This window comes from Comamonas sp. FUJ_7 (assembly GCF_057369555.1).
This window is the reverse complement of the sequence record NZ_JBXXZI010000005.1, coordinates 256,460-273,321: the sequence shown is the minus strand read 5'-3', so window position 1 is coordinate 273,321 and position 16,862 is coordinate 256,460. Positions and strand designations below refer to the sequence as shown.

Annotated in this window: 17 protein-coding genes; 5 read left to right on the top strand and 12 right to left on the bottom strand. The window is 62.1% G+C overall.

Annotated elements, in window-relative coordinates:
- Positions 1–23 precede the first annotated feature (23 nt).
- The 11 genes from flgL to flgB form a co-directional block, all read right to left on the bottom strand.
- Complete coding sequence (flgL, locus tag AC2I9W_RS09955; RefSeq protein WP_486409806.1) at positions 24–1,232, bottom strand: flagellar hook-associated protein FlgL; 1,209 nt, start codon at positions 1,230–1,232, stop codon at positions 24–26.
- Between the two features lie 23 nt (positions 1,233–1,255).
- Positions 1,256–3,199 (bottom strand): flagellar hook-associated protein FlgK, encoded by a 1,944-nt coding sequence (gene flgK / locus AC2I9W_RS09950; protein ID WP_486409805.1) that lies wholly within the window; start codon positions 3,197–3,199, stop codon positions 1,256–1,258.
- The gene (gene flgJ, locus AC2I9W_RS09945) at positions 3,196–4,224 is read right to left on the bottom strand and encodes a flagellar assembly peptidoglycan hydrolase FlgJ (protein WP_486409804.1); all 1,029 of its coding nucleotides are present in this window, start codon (positions 4,222–4,224) and stop codon (positions 3,196–3,198) included. Before flgJ ends, flgK begins: the two co-directional genes overlap by 4 nt.
- Positions 4,221–5,369, bottom strand: a complete 1,149-nt coding sequence (locus AC2I9W_RS09940) for a flagellar basal body P-ring protein FlgI (protein WP_486409803.1) — start codon at positions 5,367–5,369, stop codon at positions 4,221–4,223. Before AC2I9W_RS09940 ends, flgJ begins: the two co-directional genes overlap by 4 nt.
- A gap of 20 nt (positions 5,370–5,389) precedes the next feature.
- Positions 5,390–6,103, bottom strand: coding sequence for a flagellar basal body L-ring protein FlgH (locus tag AC2I9W_RS09935; RefSeq protein ID WP_486409802.1), 714 nt, complete (start codon positions 6,101–6,103; stop codon positions 5,390–5,392).
- A 171-nt stretch (positions 6,104–6,274) separates the two neighbouring features.
- Positions 6,275–7,063 (bottom strand): flagellar basal-body rod protein FlgG, encoded by a 789-nt coding sequence (gene flgG / locus AC2I9W_RS09930; RefSeq protein WP_486409801.1) that lies wholly within the window; start codon positions 7,061–7,063, stop codon positions 6,275–6,277.
- An 18-nt stretch (positions 7,064–7,081) separates the two neighbouring features.
- Entirely contained in the window at positions 7,082–7,822 is a 741-nt protein-coding gene (locus AC2I9W_RS09925) for a flagellar basal body rod protein FlgF (protein WP_158389052.1), read from the bottom strand.
- A gap of 130 nt (positions 7,823–7,952) precedes the next feature.
- Positions 7,953–9,206: a flagellar hook protein FlgE gene (flgE, locus tag AC2I9W_RS09920; RefSeq protein ID WP_486409800.1), complete on the bottom strand. Its 1,254-nt coding sequence runs from the start codon at positions 9,204–9,206 to the stop codon at positions 7,953–7,955.
- Positions 9,207–9,261: 55 nt separating this feature from the next.
- Complete coding sequence (locus tag AC2I9W_RS09915) at positions 9,262–9,924, bottom strand: flagellar hook assembly protein FlgD (protein WP_486409799.1); 663 nt, start codon at positions 9,922–9,924, stop codon at positions 9,262–9,264.
- A gap of 16 nt (positions 9,925–9,940) precedes the next feature.
- On the bottom strand, positions 9,941–10,345 hold the full coding sequence (flgC, locus tag AC2I9W_RS09910; RefSeq protein ID WP_158389046.1) for a flagellar basal body rod protein FlgC: 405 nt from the start codon (positions 10,343–10,345) through the stop codon (positions 9,941–9,943).
- A 16-nt stretch (positions 10,346–10,361) separates the two neighbouring features.
- Positions 10,362–10,775, bottom strand: coding sequence for a flagellar basal body rod protein FlgB (gene flgB, locus AC2I9W_RS09905; protein ID WP_486409798.1), 414 nt, complete (start codon positions 10,773–10,775; stop codon positions 10,362–10,364).
- A gap of 206 nt (positions 10,776–10,981) precedes the next feature.
- Between flgB and flgA the strand changes: the two genes are divergently transcribed.
- The 3 genes from flgA to AC2I9W_RS09890 all read left to right on the top strand — a co-directional run bounded on the left by flgA (position 10,982) and on the right by AC2I9W_RS09890 (position 12,562).
- Positions 10,982–11,740, top strand: coding sequence for a flagellar basal body P-ring formation chaperone FlgA (flgA, locus tag AC2I9W_RS09900; protein WP_486409797.1), 759 nt, complete (start codon positions 10,982–10,984; stop codon positions 11,738–11,740).
- Between the two features lie 118 nt (positions 11,741–11,858).
- Positions 11,859–12,176 carry a flagellar biosynthesis anti-sigma factor FlgM gene (gene flgM, locus AC2I9W_RS09895; protein WP_158389040.1) on the top strand — a complete coding sequence of 106 codons (318 nt, stop codon included), beginning with the start codon at positions 11,859–11,861 and terminating at the stop codon, positions 12,174–12,176.
- Between the two features lie 23 nt (positions 12,177–12,199).
- Complete coding sequence (locus AC2I9W_RS09890) at positions 12,200–12,562, top strand: hypothetical protein (RefSeq protein ID WP_486409796.1); 363 nt, start codon at positions 12,200–12,202, stop codon at positions 12,560–12,562.
- A gap of 83 nt (positions 12,563–12,645) precedes the next feature.
- Here the strand turns inward: AC2I9W_RS09890 and AC2I9W_RS09885 are convergent, their stop codons facing one another.
- A complete protein-coding gene (locus tag AC2I9W_RS09885; protein ID WP_158389035.1) occupies positions 12,646–14,115 on the bottom strand; it encodes an aminotransferase-like domain-containing protein in 1,470 nt (489 codons plus the stop codon).
- Between the two features lie 355 nt (positions 14,116–14,470).
- On the opposite strand from AC2I9W_RS09885, the gene AC2I9W_RS09880 reads away from it, so the two are divergent.
- Positions 14,471–15,652: an aminotransferase-like domain-containing protein gene (locus tag AC2I9W_RS09880; protein WP_486409795.1), complete on the top strand. Its 1,182-nt coding sequence runs from the start codon at positions 14,471–14,473 to the stop codon at positions 15,650–15,652.
- Between the two features lie 235 nt (positions 15,653–15,887).
- Positions 15,888–16,814 carry a PhzF family phenazine biosynthesis protein gene (locus AC2I9W_RS09875; protein ID WP_486409852.1) on the top strand — a complete coding sequence of 309 codons (927 nt, stop codon included), beginning with the start codon at positions 15,888–15,890 and terminating at the stop codon, positions 16,812–16,814.
- The last annotated feature ends 48 nt before the right edge of the window (positions 16,815–16,862 follow it).

Here is a 16,862-nt window from a genome sequence, read left to right as displayed (position 1 = left end):
GATGGCGGGAACACCCGCCAGTATCAGCCGATGTAGTTGAACAAGGAGAGCTTTTGCATTTGCGCATACGACTGCAGCGCTGCCTGCAAGCCCACCTTTTGCGTCTCTATATCTGACAGCGCCGTGATCATATCGATATCTTCAGCACGCGAGCGTGCGCCCTCCTGCGTCAGCGCCTGATCCTTCATGTCCGACTCCAGGCGATCCGCACGGTTGAGCTGGTCACCGGCATAGCTGCGCATGGCCTGCACGCGGTTCATGCCCGCATCCAGCTCGCTCATTGCACGGCCCAAACCCTGCTGCAGCGCGGTGGAGCCCGTGGTGCCTGCCTTGACCGTGGCAATGGCCTGATCCAGCACGGTGAACACATCGGTGCGCTTGCTGGGACTCATGCTGAAGCTGTCGCCATCCGCAGGCTGGCCCTTGATGGTGATTTGCTGGCCATTGACGACGATGGCCTCGCCGTCCTTGTACGTGCCCGTCTTTACCGGCGTGGCGCCCGCAGGCACCAGATTGACCTCGTAACTGACAACGCCGGTGGCTGCATCCTTGCTGAACACTAGGCTGTAGCTGTCGCCTGTAACCAGACTGGGGTCGGTGACCGAGCCCACATCGACCCAGGCCTTGCCCGAGTTGCCAGTGCCGCTACCCACTTCAAACACGCCATTGCCCGTAGGCACATTGAGCCAGGTGGAAAAGCCGTCCAGCGCAATGGGCAGGCCGTTGTCGCTGCCGGTGTTCTGGCCGGGGTTGAACGAGGCTTGCGCGCCGGGGGGCACGCTTTGCAAAGGGGTGTCGGAGCCACCCAGCCCGCGAAAGATAGGCAGACCGTTGGAATCCTTGGCATTGGCATAGCCCAGAATCTGCTCGCGCAGGCTCTCCATCTGCTGCACCAGGGCATCACGCGCCACCTGGTCATACGAGCCATTGCCCGCCTGCACCAGCAAGTCACGAAAATCCTGCAGCGCCCCATGGGCCTTGCCCAGCTCGGACTCCCCCTGGGCAATCACATCGCGCTGAGCTCCCAGCACGCGCTGATCATTTTCGGAGCGCGTAATGCGCGTACGTGCCCGCTCGGCCTGGGCCGCAGCCACCGGGTCATCGCTGGCGCGCAGCACGCGCTTGCCCGCCGTGGTCTTTTCCATCAGATCCACCAGGCTGCTCTGGCGCGAGCCCAGGTTGTTGATGGTGCTGTCATACATATTGGCCGTGCCAATGCGGTTGATGCTCATGTCTGCTCTCCGGCGGTACGGGGTTAACGGCCAACGGCCTGGATCACGCTGTCAAAAATGCCCTGAGCCACCTGCAGCATCTTGGCCGAGGCCTGATAGGCCTGCTGAAACTGAAGCAGCTTGGCCGCTTCTTCGTCCAGATTGACGCCGGACACGGCCGTGCGGTCTGCTTCCAGATTCTTGGCAATGGAGTCCGACAGCTTGGCCGCATAGGCCGCACTCTGGGTGCGTGTTCCGACCTGGGCCATGGCAGCAGAGAAACCATCGCTGAGCGTAGTGGCCCCATCAAAGATCACGGAATCGCGCAGCGCCAGGAATGCGCTGGCATTGCCGGTATCCGAGCCATAGAAAGTGTTCGCGTCAAAGCTCACGCTGTCGCTGTTGACACCGTCAATAGCAGGCGTTCCGGTCAGCGTCACTTTCAGCCCCGGAGCCAGCTCAATCGCCTGCCCGGAGATATAGGTTCCCGTGGCGGGGACACCGGCAGGAGCTGGGGTGATGGTGTAGTTCACCTCGCCATTGGCGCCGCTCGTAAAGGACAGCTTCGTGCCCGCTGGCACCGAGCCGGAAAAGCCCTTTTCCACCACCAGACTGGACATGCGAATCGCTGCATCGCCCAGGGAATTGATCTTGGCCGACACCGGATTGGCCACCGCCAGATCATTGCCGGAGTGCACCATGGTCTCAATATCATGCGCCGCCGAGGACATGGGCTGAAACAGCACGGACTGCCCAGGCTTGCCTTCGCTCTTGAGGTCGAACTGCAGTCCGTCGATGCTCAGGCCGCGCAGCTCGTCGAGGTCATTGAAGCTTGTGGCCTGTCCATCCGACAGTCGCACGACCTGGCCCTTGGGGGCGTCGTTGCCGAACACGATCTTGTAATCGGATGCCTTGAGCGCACCGGAATCCGTGACCGTGACAGTCGGCGTATCGGGCTGCGCCCATTGAGCACCCGTGGTGGAGCCCTGGGTGGTCATGGGAATATTGAACAGCGCCCCGCCCTTTTGCCCCGTCAGAGTCAGGCCCAGCTGGTTTTGCGTGTTCAGGGTGTCACCAACCGCAATCACCATACGTCCCAGCAGGTTGCGGCCTTCGCTCAGATCGCTGTTCTGGAATTGCAGCAGACCGGCAATCTCGCCGCCCCCAGCCATGGCAGGCGTCAGCTCCACGGGCTGCCCACTTTGCTGCTGAAAGTACAGGCTCATCTTGCCGCTGCCGGGGTACTGCGTGGACTCCTGCATGCTCAGCTTGGCCGCACTCAGGCCCAGCACCAGAGGCTGGCTGCCGCCGACAAACAGGCTGATAGAGCCATCGCCTGCATCCACCTGCGTGGTCTGTACATATTGGTTGATGTCTCGCACCAGCTGATCGCGCTGATCGAGCAGATCGTTCGGCGTGTGTCCGGTGGCAATGGCACGGCTGATCTGGCCATTGAGCGCCGCAACCTGCTCGGACAGGCTGTTGACCACGTTCACGTCATTGCTCATCTGCTGGCGTGTGCTGTAGTCCATCTCGTCAAGCTGCGCCGAAGCCGAGCGAAAGCGTGCCGCAAGCTCGTTCATGCGTGTCAGCACCACCTGCCGCGCCGAGGAGTCCGTAGGCGCGCTGCTCACATCGGCAAACGCATTCATCATGTCGTTGATGGCTGCGCCCAGGCCGTTGCTGCCACCGGAAAACACTTCCTGCAGCTGATTGAGCGACTGTGAACGTGCAGCATCTGCAGCGCTTGCAGCCTTGGCGGCAGTCGCCTGGCGATTAAGCAGTTCGCTGAAATTGCGCTGGATAGTGGCCACATCGGCGCCATTGCCGATATAGCCATTGCCCATGTTCTGCCCGGCCGAGCTCTGAAAAGCCACGGTCTGGCGCGAATAGCCGGCGGTGTTGACGTTGGCAATGTTGTGCCCTGCCGTCTGCAAGGCAATCTGGTTGGCCATCAGGGCGCGTGCGCCCACGTTCAAAAGACTCATGACTGGTTCTCGGTGATCTTGTTGATCTGTGCTGCACGGGCGCTGCCGCTGAGGCGGCTGGCGACATGGGTGCTGTTGTTGGCTGCGCTGGCCGCATGGACCTGCACCACGCTCTGGATGGCGCGGCTGAGCTTCTGAGCATAGGCCGGATCGGTGGCATAGCCGGCCTTTTGCAGCTCGCTGGCATAGGCATGCGCTGAGCCGGTCTGGCCCATGGCCTTTTCATAGCGCGGATTGGTGCCGATCAGGCGCGCATAGTCGCGGAAGGACTCCTCATACGAGGCATAGGCGCGGAACTTGGCCGTGATCTTCTTGGGCGAGCCGTTGATGTATTCGGTGGTCGTGATCTCAGCCACCTTGCCCTTCCAGCTGCCGCCGGCCTTGATGCCGAACAGGTTGAAGGAGTTGCTGCCATCCTTGTTGCGGATCTCACTCTTGCCCCAGCCGGTTTCGTGCCCCGCCTGACCAATCATGTAGTGCGCAGGAATGCCGCTTTCAGCGGCCACGCGCTGTGCGGCGGCGTTGTGTGCCCTGACAAAGTTATCGCGCCCCTTGGGGGCGGGCGCATAGGCATTGATGGACTGGGCCGCCTGCGTGCGCTGACCGCTCCAGACACCACTGCCACCCACATTGCGCCAGGCGCTGCGGCTCATGCTCAGTGTGGAGGGCACGGCAATTTCGGCATCTTCAGCTGCTTCGACCCCCATGCTGCGCGCCAGCTGCTTGCTGATGGCGTCCGTCAGGCCACCGGGCTGGCCGGCCATGGCAACGGACAGCTGCTGATCGAGCAAGTCGGTGCTGAGGTTGCCCTGCGCACTATCGAGCAGACCGGACTTCATGGTCGCTTCGCGCATGCTCTTGATCATCTCGCGCATGAACAGCGACTCAAGCTGTTTGGCCGTCTCACGCGCGGCTTGTGGATTGTTCTCTCCCGCTGCAGTTTTCAGAGCATTGAGCGACCGTGCATCAACGGCCAGAGCATTGCTGGCCGCAAGCATCGAAGAATGGGGCAGCGATGTACTCATATCACCTCCAGCTCGGCTTCCATGGCGCCTGCGGCCTTGATGGCCTGCAAAATGGCCAGCAGATCCTGCGGCGTAGCCCCCAGAGAATTCAGTGCCCGCACCACATCGGTCAGCTGCGGCGAGCTGGGCATGCTGATGACCTTGCCGGGCTCCTGCTTGACCTGAATGTCTGACTTCTGCGCCACCACAGTCTGCCCTTGCGAGAACGGCGCAGGCTGACTGATAACGGGCGTGCTGCTGATGGTGATAGACAGATTGCCGTGCGCAATGGCGCAAGGCCCCAGCGTCACCGCCTGATTGAGCACGATAGAGCCGGTGCGTGCATTGATGACGACCTTGGCCGCCGGCTTGGAAGTCTCGATAGGCATTTCCTGGATCTCGGCAATCATGCGCACGCGCGAGCCGGGATCCAGCGGCGCATTGACCTGCACCGTGCGGCCGTCCAGTGCCATGGCCGTGCCTGCGCCCATGCGCTGGTTGATGGCGCGCACCATCTTGTCGGCGGTCTGGAAGTCGGTCTGATTCAGACCCAGCGTGATCGTATTGCCCTGCTGAAGCGGAGAGCTGACGGCGCGCTCTACCTGCGCGCCCTGCGGCACGCGGCCTGCATTGAGGTGATTGACCTGTACCTTGGAGCCACCGGCCGCAGCACCCGCGCCGCCCACCACCACATTGCCCTGGGCCAGCGCATAGATCTCGCCATCGGCACCGCGCAGCGGTGTGGCCACCAGCGTGCCGCCCTTGAGCGACTTGGCGTTGCCCATGGAAGAGACATTGATGTCAATGGACTGGCCCGGCTGCGCAAACGCAGGCAGCTCGGCCGTGACGATGACGGCGGCCACGTTCTTGAGCTGCAGCTGCCCGCTATTGCCGGTAGCTGGCAGCGAGATGCCCATCTGCTCCAGATAGTTGGCCAGGGCCTGCTTGGTATAGGGCATCTGCGTGGTCTGGTCGCCCGTTCCATCGAGGCCTACCACCAGGCCATAACCCGTCAACTGGTTGCTGCGCACCCCCTGAATGGCTGCCACCTCCTTGATGCGTGTGGCATGCGCAGGCACGGTGAGCCCGCTGGCGCCCAGGGCAGCCAGCACCAGAATGGCGGTGCTTGCCGGACGCAGTGACAGGAGCGTGGACAGTACTTTCATACTGCCCATTCTCGGAAGAATCAGAACGGCATAACGTTCAAAAAGAACCGTGACAACCAGCCAATTGACTGGGCTTCGCTACCCTGGCCACGGCCGCGCGACTCGATGCGCACATTGGCCACCTGGTTCGATGCCACGGTGCTGCCGGGGCGCAGCGAGCGTGGGTCCACCGTGCCCGTAAAGCGCAGCACATCGACGTTCTGGTTCACGCCCACCTGCTTCTCGCCGGCCACCACCAGATGGCCGTTGGGCAGTACATCCACCACCGTCGTGCTGATGGTGCCGGTAAAGGTGTTCACATTGCTGGTGGAGCCTTTGCCCGAAAAATCGGACTTGCTACTCAGCTCGGCATTGAGGCTGTCCTTGATCGTCTGGGTCGCGCCGCCCTTGAAGAAAGGCAGTGCAGAGACACCGGCGCCCAGGCTGTTCTTGCGGCTCACGCCGGAGTCCTGGTTCTGGCGTGCCGTCACACTCTCCACGATCTGCACCGTCACCAGATCGCCCACCAGGCGTGCCCGGCGGTCTTCAAAGGCAGGGCGGTAGCGCGAGGCATTGAACAGGCTGCCCGTAGGCGCTTCGGCCACCTGCTCGCGCGGCTGCAGCACGGGCGGTGTGGTGGCCACCGGCATATCCACGGGCGGCGGTGCATTGGGCGAAAGCGCACAACCGGAAGCGAGCAAGGCCATGGCGATAGCGCTTGCGGTGGATGCATTGAAAACGGTGGCTTTGAACATGGCGGCAAGTCCTTGGCAGTCAGGTGCTTGGACCTTGTGCCCCTGGTACGCGCAACAGCGCGCTATTGAATAAAGAGCTTCTAGCGCTTGTCTCACAACGAATTCAATGTCAATTGCACATGAAAACGCCATCCATCAAGCGCAAGCAGCTCCTCAATACATAGTGATCAATCAGAGCTGCGCCAGCTTAGCCAGCATCTGGTCGGAGGTCTGGATGGCCTTGGAGTTCATTTCGTAGGCGCGCTGGGTCTGGATCATGGTCACCAGCTCCTGCACCACGTTGACGTTCGAGGCTTCCAGATAGCCCTGCTGGAGCGTTCCCAGACCGTTGGTGCCCGGTGTGCCTTGCTGAGGTGGGCCCGAAGCCGCCGATTCGCGGTACAGGTTTTCACCCACCGGCTGCAAGCCTGCCGGATTGACGAACTGGCTGAGCATCAGCGTCCCCACCGCCTGCGGGGCCGGATTGCCTGCCGTGGTGATGCTCACCACCCCGTCTGCGCCGATGGTGACCGAGGCGGGCGCAGGCGATGTTGGAATCGAAATCCCCGCCGCCAGCGGATAGCCCGAAGCATTCACCAGCTGACCATTGGCATCAGGCTTGAACGTGCCGTCGCGGGTATAGGCGATGGTGCCGTCAGGCATCTGAATTTCAAAAAATCCACTGCCGCTGATGGCCACATCAAACGCATTGCTGGTCAGTTGCTGGCTGCCCGCCTTGAAGTCGCGCGTGGTGCCAATCACCTTGGTGCCCAGACCAATGTCCAGCCCCGTCGGGTGCTGCGTCTGCTCCGTGGTCTGGCCGCCAGCCTGGCGCAGGTTCTGATAGATCAGATCCTGAAACTGCGCACTGGCGCGCTTGTAGCCGGTGGTCGAGACGTTGGCCAGGTTGTGAGAGATCACATCCAGCTGGGTCTGCATGGCTTCCATGCCCGTCTTGGCGGTAAACAGCGAGTTAATCATGGCGTATTCCTTGGGTTATCAGCCGTTCAGGCTCAGCAGCTGGCTGGCAGATTTGTCATTGGTTTCAGCGGTCTGCAGCAACTTCATCTGCTGCTCGAACTGGCGCGAGGCAGCGATCATGCCGACCATGGTTTCGACCGAATTCACGTTCGAGCCTTCAATCGATCCGGCCAGCAGGCGAGCCGCTTCATCGTTGGGCAAAGGCTGGCCTTGAGCCTGGCGGAAATAGCCGTCCGTGCCGCGCACCAGAGGCTCATCCACCGGCGGCGTCGCCAGCTTGACCCGCCCCACGGCCACGGGCAGCTGATTGCCGGTCTTGGCCGTCAGCGTGCCATCCGAGCCCAGGGAGATCGTCGACTCGGCAGGGATGTCGATCGGTGCGCCGCCGTCGGAGAGCACCGGCAAGCCATGGCTGTTGACCAGCACGCCTTCCGGAGAAATCTCGAACACGCCATTGCGCGTATAGGCTTCCTGCCCGTCCAGCCCCTGCACGGCAAACCAGGCTCGCCCCATGGCCATGGCATCCAGCTCCCGTCCTGTGCGCTGCGCAGGACCGGGGGCATCGACATAGCCGGACGTTGCCTCCAGCGCAAACACGCGTGTGCTGGCTCCACTGCCCTGCAAGGGCACCGAGCGAAAGGTCGACATCTCGGCCCGAAAGCCATTGGTGCCCGCATTGGCCAGGTTGTGCGCCAGCACAGCCTGACGCTGGGCCGCCGCATTGGCGCCCGTCATGCTGGTGTAAATGATTCGATCCATTCTGGCTCTCCTTCGCTCTCAACAATCGCCCTCTTTGCTGCTCGTTGCCTTGCGTGACCGACGTGGCCTGAGCCAGAGTCGCCGAGCAAGGGCCGCCCCGCAGCGAGGGCGTAGTCCCCCTATCAGGGAGTTACCTCAGGTTGACCAAGGTCGAGAACACCTGGTCCTGCGTCTTGATGGTCTGGGCATTGGCCTGGTACGAGCGCTGCGCCGTCATCATGTTGACCAGCTCGGCCGTCAGATCCACGTTGGACTCCTCGAGCGCACCCGACTGCAGAGAGCCAAAAGTGCCGGTCTGGGCCGAGCCATTGAGTGCCGGGCCGGAATCCGCCGTCGCCACCCATTTGTTGTTGCCAATGGAGCCCAGGCCCTGGGTGTTGGTGAACGCCGCCAAGGCCATCTGGCCTTCGGTACGTGTGACACCGTTGGAATAAGAAGCCACGATGGAGCCGTCGCGCCCCACATTGATGCCGGTCAGTGCACCCGAGGTATAGCCATCCTGCTTGAGGCTGCTGACGGCAAACTTGGTGCCGAACTGGGTCAGGCCGCCGAAGTCGAGCTCCACATTGAAGGCCGGCAGCCCATTGGGGTTGGCCGTGCCGCCGTTAATGCTCAGGTTCAGCGAAGTGCCCGTGCCCGGTGTGACGCCGGTGAGCTTGCCGCTCGCATCAAAAGTCGCCACTCCGATGGGACCCACAGCCGGATCCAGGGAGTTGAAGATGTTCCAGGTGTTGCCTGTCGCATCTTTCTCGAAGTACAGATTGACGGGGATCGCCGTGCCCTGCGTGTCATACACATTGAGCGATGTGCCATAGGTGGCACGTGGTGTGGCGGCAATGGGTGGGTTGGCGGTGGCATCCCCCGCAGCCAGCGTGGCACGCGAGTCCAAGTTCAGCTCCACATTCACCTTGGAGGTCTGCTTGGCGGGGATGGGCTGGCCTGTGGGAAAGCTCAAAGGCACAGGCGTGGCACCGGACTGGATCTTGCCGGTCGCGGGATCCACCATATAGCCCATGACATTGTCGTTGTCCACGGTCTTGAGGTTGCCCTCCTTGTCTAGGCCGAAGTTGCCGGCACGCGTGTAGGCCGTGCTGCCATCGCTTTGCTTGACGATGAAGAAGCCGTTGCCGTTGATGGCGATATCCAGGTTGTTGCCTGTGGAAGTAATGGAGCCCTGGCGAAATTGCTGCGACACCGCCGCCACATTCACGCCGATGCCGCTGCTCTGGCCGCTGGCCGAGCCAATGGCGCTGGCAATCATTTCCGCAAAGTCCGCACGCGAGGATTTGAAACCCGTGGTGTTGGAGTTGGCGATGTTGTGGCCGATCACATCCAGATTCTTGCTGGCGGCGTTCAGACCCGAGAGGCCTTGTTGGAAACCCATGCTTGTTCTCCTGCGGGGCAATTAATCGGTAAAAAAGGGCGACTTAGAAGGCGACTCAGTAAACGGCCTTGACACCCGTGTAGGCAATGGCTTCGCCGTTGTCCAGCTCCAGCATCAGACTGCCATTGCCCGAATTGGCCGCAATCACGGCGTGCGGCGCCAGCGGTGTGGAGGCCACCACCGTGCTGCCATTGGTGGCCTGAACCGAGTAGCGCAGCTGTGAAGCGTCGCCGCTGTATTTGTCGGCGGCATCCCAGGTGAAGTAGTTGCGCCCTGCCGCCCCAGCACCCAGATCAATGGTGTCCAGCAGCTCGCCGCTGGCCGTGGTGATCTGAACCTTGACACTGGCGGCCGAGCCTTCCAGGTCAAACGCAGCGGTGTGCGCTCCGTCAACGGCTGTGCCCAGGGTATTGCCCTCGGTCAGCACGGTGCGGCCGATCATGGAGGTGCCCTGCAGCATCTGCATGGCGGTGAACTGCCCGGCCATGGACTGCATGGTCTGGTTCAGCTGCTGAATACCGGTCACGGTATTGATCTGCGCCATCTGCGAGGTCATTTCCGCGTTGTCCATGGGGTTCATGGGGTCCTGGTTGTTCAGCTGTGCCACCAGCAGCTTGAGGAAACGGTCCTGCGCCTCATTGGGGTCGGTGACCGAGTTCTTGTTATTGCTGCTGGTGTTGAGCGTGGTGCCGTCCACACTGCTTGCGCCGTAGATCATGTGCGTGTTCCCGGGCTTACTGGCCCATTTGCAAAGTCTTGAGCAGCAGCGTCTTGGCCGTGTTCATGACTTCCACGTTGTTCTGGTAGGAGCGCGAGGCCGAGATCATGTTGACCATCTCGTCCACGGCGCTCACGTTGGAATGGGTGACATAGCCTTCGCCATCGGCCAGTGGGTGGCTGGGGTCGTGAATACGGCGACCAGGCGTGTCGTCTTCACTGATCGCATTGACCTTGACGCCCGCGCTGCCGTCATGACCCATGGGCACGGTCTGAAACACCACCTGGCGGGCCTTGTAGACGCTGCCGTCCGGCCCGGCCACGGCATCGACGTTGGCCAAATTGGAGGCCACCACGTTCAAACGCTGCGACTGGGCGCTGACCGCACTGCCCGAAATATTGAAGATGGAAAACATCGACATGGGTTAACTCCTGGGCTTACTGGCCCTGTATGGCGCTGAGCATGGTCTTGGACTGGCCGTTGATGAAACGCAGCGTGGCCTCGTAGCGCACGGCGTTGTCCACAAAATTGGCACGCTCGCGGTCCAGATCCACGGTGTTGTTGTCCAGGCTGGGCTGGGAGTTGACCGCGTAGCCCAGCTTGGCCTTGAACGCCTCGCCCGACATCTGCGCCTGCAGCGGGATATGGCCGGCTGCCGTGGTGCTGGCCTGCGTCATGGCCTGGGGGCCGCTGGACGCAGCCATCAGCGCTTCGCGAAAGTTGAAGTCGCGTGCCACATAGCCGGGCGTATCGGCATTGGCAATATTGCTGGCAATGGCACGCTGGCGCTCTGCGCGCAGCAGCAGTGCCTCGCTCTGGAAGTCCAGTCGTTCGGTCATTTTGTTCAGCATGTCAGCCTCGCTTTCAACAATTCGGAAGTGCCTGAGTCCACGGACTGCGGCATGCGAGGATTATGAAAATCGGGGCGCAAAACTAAAGCGCGAAGAAAGCGGTAATGCGCAGGCTCTTCCAGCCATCACCGCCAGACCATCGCCCCTATATTTGCTGCCATCGTCTGCAGCTCTTGTCACTGCAGAGCGCACACAAGGATTGATGCATGTCTGGCCGCTTCACCCACCGTTTCGCACTACGCCGCTTACAAGGCGCAGCTGCCGCGTGGTGCCTGGGCTCACTCATGCTGGCAGGCAGCGTGCATGCTCAGGACGGAGCCGCACAGCTGAGCCAGATCGGCCAGCGCTTTGTGGATGCTGCCCTGCAGCAGCCCTCTGCCGACTCCCCCCAGGGCAGCAACCCCATGCCTTTGCGCATGGAAGTGCAGATGGGCCAGCTTGATTCACGCCTGCGCCTGGCGGCCTGTGCCAAGGTGGAGCCTTATCTGCCCACGGGCAGCCGTCTCTGGGGTCGCACCCGCCTGGGTCTGCGCTGCGTGCAGGGCTCCGTTCACTGGAATGTGTTCTTGCCCATTACCGTGCGTGCCTACGGCCCGGCATGGGTGGCGCAAGGCAATATCCCCATGGGCACAACCCTGAGCGCCGCCGATGTCGCCTCCAGCGAGGTGGACTGGGCCGAAGACAACGCCCCCGTGTTTGCCAACGCACAGGACTTCATCGGCATGGTGACGACCCGTGCCCTGGCATCCGGCCAGGCTCTGCGACAGAACATGGTGCGCTCCCCCGCCCTGTTCAGCGCCGGCGCACCGGTACAGGTCATGGTTGATGGCGGCGGCTTCAGCGTCACCGCCTCCGGCAAGGCCATGACCGCCGCAGGACAGGGGCAGCAAGTACGGGTTCGCATGGATAATGGCCGCCTGGTGACGGGAACAGTCAATGCCCAGGGCGTGGTTCTGGTTCAGTAATCGAGAGCAATGACTCACATTTCTGAACCCATGTCAAAAATCCCTCAAGTTTTTCGCGCCCTTGTCGAAAGCAAGGCTACAGCGCCCTACGCCGATACAGGGCGATTGGAGAACCAGCATGAAGATAGGTAACAAGCCGGATCTGCCGCAGGCTGCTGCTGCGGCGGCCAAGCAGGCACCGAAATCTGCAACCACGGTTGCCACCGAAGAATCGACCAAGGGTTTACCTGAGCGAGCCGCTGGCGTGCCCGTGTCTTTCTCATCGTCTGCCCGCGCACTGGACAACCAGAGCCGCACCAACACGGACTTTGATGCCGACCGCGTCAAGGCCATGCGCGAAGCCATTGCCAATGGCAGCTTCCGCGTCAGCGCCGAAGCCGTGGCCGACAAGCTGTTGGCCAACACGGAAGAATTTCTGGTGCACGCTCGCGCCTGAAAGCATTCTCAGAGGCTGAAACCATGACTTTGCAGGAAATGCTCGACTCGCTGGATGCGGTGATTCAGACCGTCTCGGCATCGCTGCAAACTTCGGATGCCTCTGCGCTGGAGCAATCCAGCACCCGCCTGCGCGACGCAATGGTGGCTGTAGCCCAGCTCGTCAAGCGCTTTGCGCCCGAAGACTGGACGCCAGAGCTGCGCGAGCGGGCGCAAAAGCTCAATGCTGACATCGCCCTCATGCGCGACCAGTTGGCACGTCTGTCGGTACTCAACCAGCGTCGCACACAGGCCCTGGTTCCTGCAGCTCAGGACAGCACCTATGAAAGCAGCCTGCGCGGCGCTTCACAGACCGGCCGTGCACGGATTTATCACGCGGCCAGCTGACCTGCCCACCCCATTCAATTTTCATAGCTATCAGCGTTTACCTCATAAGCGTTTGATGGCAAAAAGACTCATATCCCCTGCACTCATTCGCCTGCCGCACCCTGCAGGCTTTTCACCACGCGCTCGAACACCCGCCAGAAGGCCGCGTCCTGCGTGGTGGCGAAATTGATGCGCATGCAGGTGCTCGATCCCCGGCTGGCGTGGAACATGGCGCCGGGCGCAATCATGTAGCCCTCGTCCAGCAGCAGCTGGGTCAGCACTTCGGTATCTACGCCGGTATCCACCCAGCCAAACATGCCAGCGGGCTCGGCCACAAAGCGGCAGCCTGCCGCCTGGGCCAGCGCCACGCTTCGGGTTCTGGCCTGTGCCAGATGCTGGCGCAGGCGCTCGGCATGACGGCGCAGCTGACCTTGCTCCATGCACAGGGCCAGCGCCTGCTCCATCGGCGTGGGAGTAGATAAGGTGGACAGCAGCTTGGTATCCAGCAATCTTTCGACCAGCTCGGGCGGTGCAGCCAGATAGCCCAGACGCCAGTTGGGCACCAGCACCTTGGCAAAGCCGCTGACATAGATGCTGCGCTGCAGCCGGTCCAGCACCGTCACGCGCGGCGCATGGTCGGGGGCGATGTGGCAGTAGGTGTCATCCTCCACCACATAGAAACCGTAGCGCTGCGCCATCTGCAGCACCTCATGGGCGCTGGCCGCACTCAAGCTGTAGCCCGTTGGGTTGTGCAGCACGCTGACGCTGACATACAGCTTGGGCGCCATGGTTTCGCAATAGCGCTGCATCACGGCCATGTCCGGCCCCTCGGGCCCGCGTGGCACAGGCAGCACGCGCATGCCCATTGCCTGCAGGCGCGCATATTCCACGGCCCAGCCAGGCTCCTCCACCATCACCGGGTCGCCGGGCTGCAGCAGAGCGCGGCTGACAATGTCCAGCGCCTGGGTGGCACCCATGGTCGTGATGATCTGCCCAGGCACGGCTGCAATGCCGATGCGCCGCAGCCGCCGTGCCAGCGCCTCGCGCAGGCTGCTGTCGCCCATGGGTTCGCCATAGCGCACCAGCGATTCGCGCAGCGCGGGCCCGCTGGTGACCTTGCGCATGGCGGCAGCCAGAAAGCTCGCATCCAGCCACTCCGCCGGCAGCACGCCCGCACCGGGCTGGGGCTTGCCCGCCACGCTTTCAACAAACATGCCGCGAATCAGCAAGGTGGCATTGACATGCGTGCCCGGTGCCAAGCCCAGCGGCGTATCGGCCTCTGCTTTTTTGATAGCTGCTTGCGCTTGTCCATCCTGCGTTTGAAGCGGATTTTGTGCAATATCTCGTACAAAAAAGCCGCGCTGCGGCCTGGCCTCGACCAGGCCTTGCGCCTGCAGCAGGTCATAAGCGGCGACCACGGTATAGGGGCTCACGCCCTGCTGGCGCGCGCACTCGCGCACCGATGGCAGGCGCGAGCCGGCAGGCAGCAGCCGGGTACGTATGCGCTCGGCCAGTCGTTCAGCCAGTTGCTGGGTCAGCGTCAGTGCCGCTTGACGGGAGAGGGAAATGGCCATGATTTTTGAGGCGTCAGACTGTATTGATGCAGATACCAATACAGAAGCCAAAATTGTAAGACTGTCTGTATAGGTTCTGTAATGGTCTCAGGCGTATATTGATTTCATCCTCTTGCTGGGCTGCCCTCTACACAGGGCCATGGCCAGTTTGTCGCAATTGCCCGCCACGCCCACACCGGCAAACGAGGCGCGACACAATAAACCCACCTGCTGGAGCGCAGTGGCCGTGCTATCCGCACCGCCGCTGTTGCGCAAAAAGCAATGCACTTTTGCCAGCACATGCCCTACAACGGCGTGAGACCGCACATTGGCCAGCCCCGTCGGGACTGGCGACGTAGAGATCGAGACCTGTTTTATGACAACCTGGAAACTGGCAGAGCGTGCTGCCAAGATGAATTCCTCCGCCATCCGCGAAATCCTGAAACTGACCGACCGTCCCGGCATCATCAGCATGGCCGGCGGCCTGCCCTCTCCACAGGCCTTCCCGCTGGATGCCTTCACCGAGGCATGCCAGGCCGTGATGCAGCGTGACGGTGCTGCCGCCCTGCAATACTCCACCACCGAAGGCTTTGCCCCGCTGCGTCAGGCGATTGCCGACTTCCTGCCCTGGAATGTGGACCCAGAGCAAATCCTGATCACCACCGGCAGCCAGCAGGCACTGGACCTGATCGGCAAGGTGTTTCTGGACAAGGGCAGCCGCCTGCTGGTCGAAAAGCCCACCTACCTGGGTGCGCTGCAGGCCTTCACGCCCATGGAGCCCGTGGCCGTCGGCGTGGACAGCGACGACGAAGGCATGCTGATCAACGACTTCGAAAAGCAAGTCGGCACCGGCGCCGACAAGGCCCGCCTGGCCTATGTGCTGCCCAACTTCCAGAACCCCACGGGCCGCACCATGAGCGATGCGCGCCGCCAGGCCCTGGTGGAAAAGGCCAAGGAACTGGACATTCCGCTGATCGAGGACAACCCCTACGGCGACCTCTGGTACGAGCAGGAGCCGCCACTGCCGCTGGCCGCACGCAACCCCGAGGGCGTGATCTACATGGGCTCGTTCTCCAAGGTGCTGGCCCCCGGCCTGCGCATCGGCTTTATCGTCGCGCCCAAGTCGGTGTACGGCAAGCTGACCCAGGCCAAGCAGGCTGCCGATCTGCACACCCCCAGCTTTAACCAGCGCGTGGTCGCCGAAGTCATCAAGGACGGCTTTCTGGACCGCCATGTACCCACCATTCGCGCCATGTACAAGGTGCAGCGCGATGTGATGCTGATGGCGCTGGAACGCGAGATGGCCGGTCTGGATGTGCAGTGGACGCGCCCCGTAGGCGGCATGTTCCTGTGGGTCAAGCTGCCTGCTGGCATGGATGCCCAGGCCCTGCTTGCCAAGGCCGTGGAGCGCAATATGGCTTTCGTGCCCGGCGCACCTTTCTATGCTGGCGATGCACAGGCCAACACGCTGCGCCTGTCGTATGTGACGGTGTCGGCCGAGCAGATCAATATTGGCATTGCGGCCCTGGCTGACGCAATTCGCAGCAACACCCCCTGATTGCCAGACTCCCCCTGAGGCGCCACGCGCCTTCCCGCTCTATCTGCTTAGCCCAGGGGTACGACAGCCTCGCTGCGGAGGGGCCCTTGCTCGCTGTCTCCAATATCCGATGACAAGCGGCATGCCCTATCAACCGGCCTGACACGAACCTCCGTGTAGCGCCGGTTTTTCTTTTTGCCGACAATCGCTGACCATGTCTGTCACTGCTTCCCACATCGCTTATTCCCGTCCCTATATGACTGTGGACGTGTTCACGCAAACCGCGCTGCTCGGCAACCCCGTCGCCGTGGTGCTGAATGCCGATGGACTGAGCGATGCACAGATGCAGGCTTTTGCACGCTGGACCAACCTGTCGGAAACCACGTTTGTGATGCAGCCCAGCGCCGAGGGCCAAGCCGCTGGTGCCGACTATCTGCTGCGCATCTTCACGCCTGCGGGCGAGCTGGCGTTTGCCGGTCACCCCACGCTGGGCAGTTGCCACGCCTGGTTGGCCCAGGGCGGCCAGCCGCACAACTCCAATCAAGTGCTGCAGGAATGCAAAAAAGGGCTTATTCCCATTACTACAAGCGCGCAAGGCGCTCTGTTTTTTGAAGTTCCATCGCTGGATTCGCAAGAGGTGTCTGAAGAAGAACTGGTCCCGGTGCTGCAGGTGCTGGGCCTTGCGCGAGAGCAGCTCTTGATGGCACGCCGCCTGTACAACGGCTCGCCCTGGCTGGGCCTGCTGCTGGATGAGCCCGATACGGTGCTGGGCGTAGAACCCGACTTTGCTGCGCTCAAAAAGCTGGGGGCCAAAGCCGGTCTGGCTGCGATCTATGAAGTGGAAGATGATGCACCGCTGATTGGCCGCTCCAGCCGCGAAGCGCGGGCCTTTGCCAAGCAGGCCGAAGAGGCGGCCCAGCAAAAAGTGACTTCTGCGCAGCCACGTCTTGAAGTACGCGCCCTGGTTGGCGAAACCAGCAGCGAAGACCCTGTGACCGGCAGTCTGAACGCCGCGCTGGCCCAGTGGCTGACGGGCGAAGGCCTGCTGCAAACGCCCTATATCGCCGCCCAAGGCGTGTGCGTGGGCCGCGACGGCCAAGTCCATGTTCAGACCGGCAGCAACGGCAAGCTCTGGGTGGGCGGCCACACCGTCACCGTTGTCAGCGGTTCGGCCTTGCTCTGAACCACCAGCCCTGCACAAAAGAAAACGCCAGACACCTTTTCAGATGTC

Bases quoted from the DNA above. Each gene is read 5' to 3' on its own strand.
- flgL (WP_486409806.1), bottom strand. From the start codon at position 1,232: ATGAGCATCAACCGCATTGGCACGGCCAATATGTATGACAGCACCATC.
- flgK (WP_486409805.1), bottom strand. From the start codon at position 3,199: ATGAGTCTTTTGAACGTGGGCGCACGCGCCCTGATGGCCAACCAGATT.
- flgJ (WP_486409804.1), bottom strand. From the start codon at position 4,224: ATGAGTACATCGCTGCCCCATTCTTCGATGCTTGCGGCCAGCAATGCT.
- AC2I9W_RS09940 (WP_486409803.1), bottom strand. From the start codon at position 5,369: ATGAAAGTACTGTCCACGCTCCTGTCACTGCGTCCGGCAAGCACCGCC.
- AC2I9W_RS09935 (WP_486409802.1), bottom strand. From the start codon at position 6,103: ATGTTCAAAGCCACCGTTTTCAATGCATCCACCGCAAGCGCTATCGCC.
- flgG (WP_486409801.1), bottom strand. From the start codon at position 7,063: ATGATTAACTCGCTGTTTACCGCCAAGACGGGCATGGAAGCCATGCAG.
- AC2I9W_RS09925 (WP_158389052.1), bottom strand. From the start codon at position 7,822: ATGGATCGAATCATTTACACCAGCATGACGGGCGCCAATGCGGCGGCC.
- flgE (WP_486409800.1), bottom strand. From the start codon at position 9,206: ATGGGTTTCCAACAAGGCCTCTCGGGTCTGAACGCCGCCAGCAAGAAT.
- AC2I9W_RS09915 (WP_486409799.1), bottom strand. From the start codon at position 9,924: ATGATCTACGGCGCAAGCAGTGTGGACGGCACCACGCTCAACACCAGC.
- flgC (WP_158389046.1), bottom strand. From the start codon at position 10,345: ATGTCGATGTTTTCCATCTTCAATATTTCGGGCAGTGCGGTCAGCGCC.
- flgB (WP_486409798.1), bottom strand. From the start codon at position 10,775: ATGCTGAACAAAATGACCGAACGACTGGACTTCCAGAGCGAGGCACTG.
- flgA (WP_486409797.1), top strand. From the start codon at position 10,982: ATGTCTGGCCGCTTCACCCACCGTTTCGCACTACGCCGCTTACAAGGC.
- flgM (WP_158389040.1), top strand. From the start codon at position 11,859: ATGAAGATAGGTAACAAGCCGGATCTGCCGCAGGCTGCTGCTGCGGCG.
- AC2I9W_RS09890 (WP_486409796.1), top strand. From the start codon at position 12,200: ATGACTTTGCAGGAAATGCTCGACTCGCTGGATGCGGTGATTCAGACC.
- AC2I9W_RS09885 (WP_158389035.1), bottom strand. From the start codon at position 14,115: ATGGCCATTTCCCTCTCCCGTCAAGCGGCACTGACGCTGACCCAGCAA.
- AC2I9W_RS09880 (WP_486409795.1), top strand. From the start codon at position 14,471: ATGACAACCTGGAAACTGGCAGAGCGTGCTGCCAAGATGAATTCCTCC.
- AC2I9W_RS09875 (WP_486409852.1), top strand. From the start codon at position 15,888: ATGACTGTGGACGTGTTCACGCAAACCGCGCTGCTCGGCAACCCCGTC.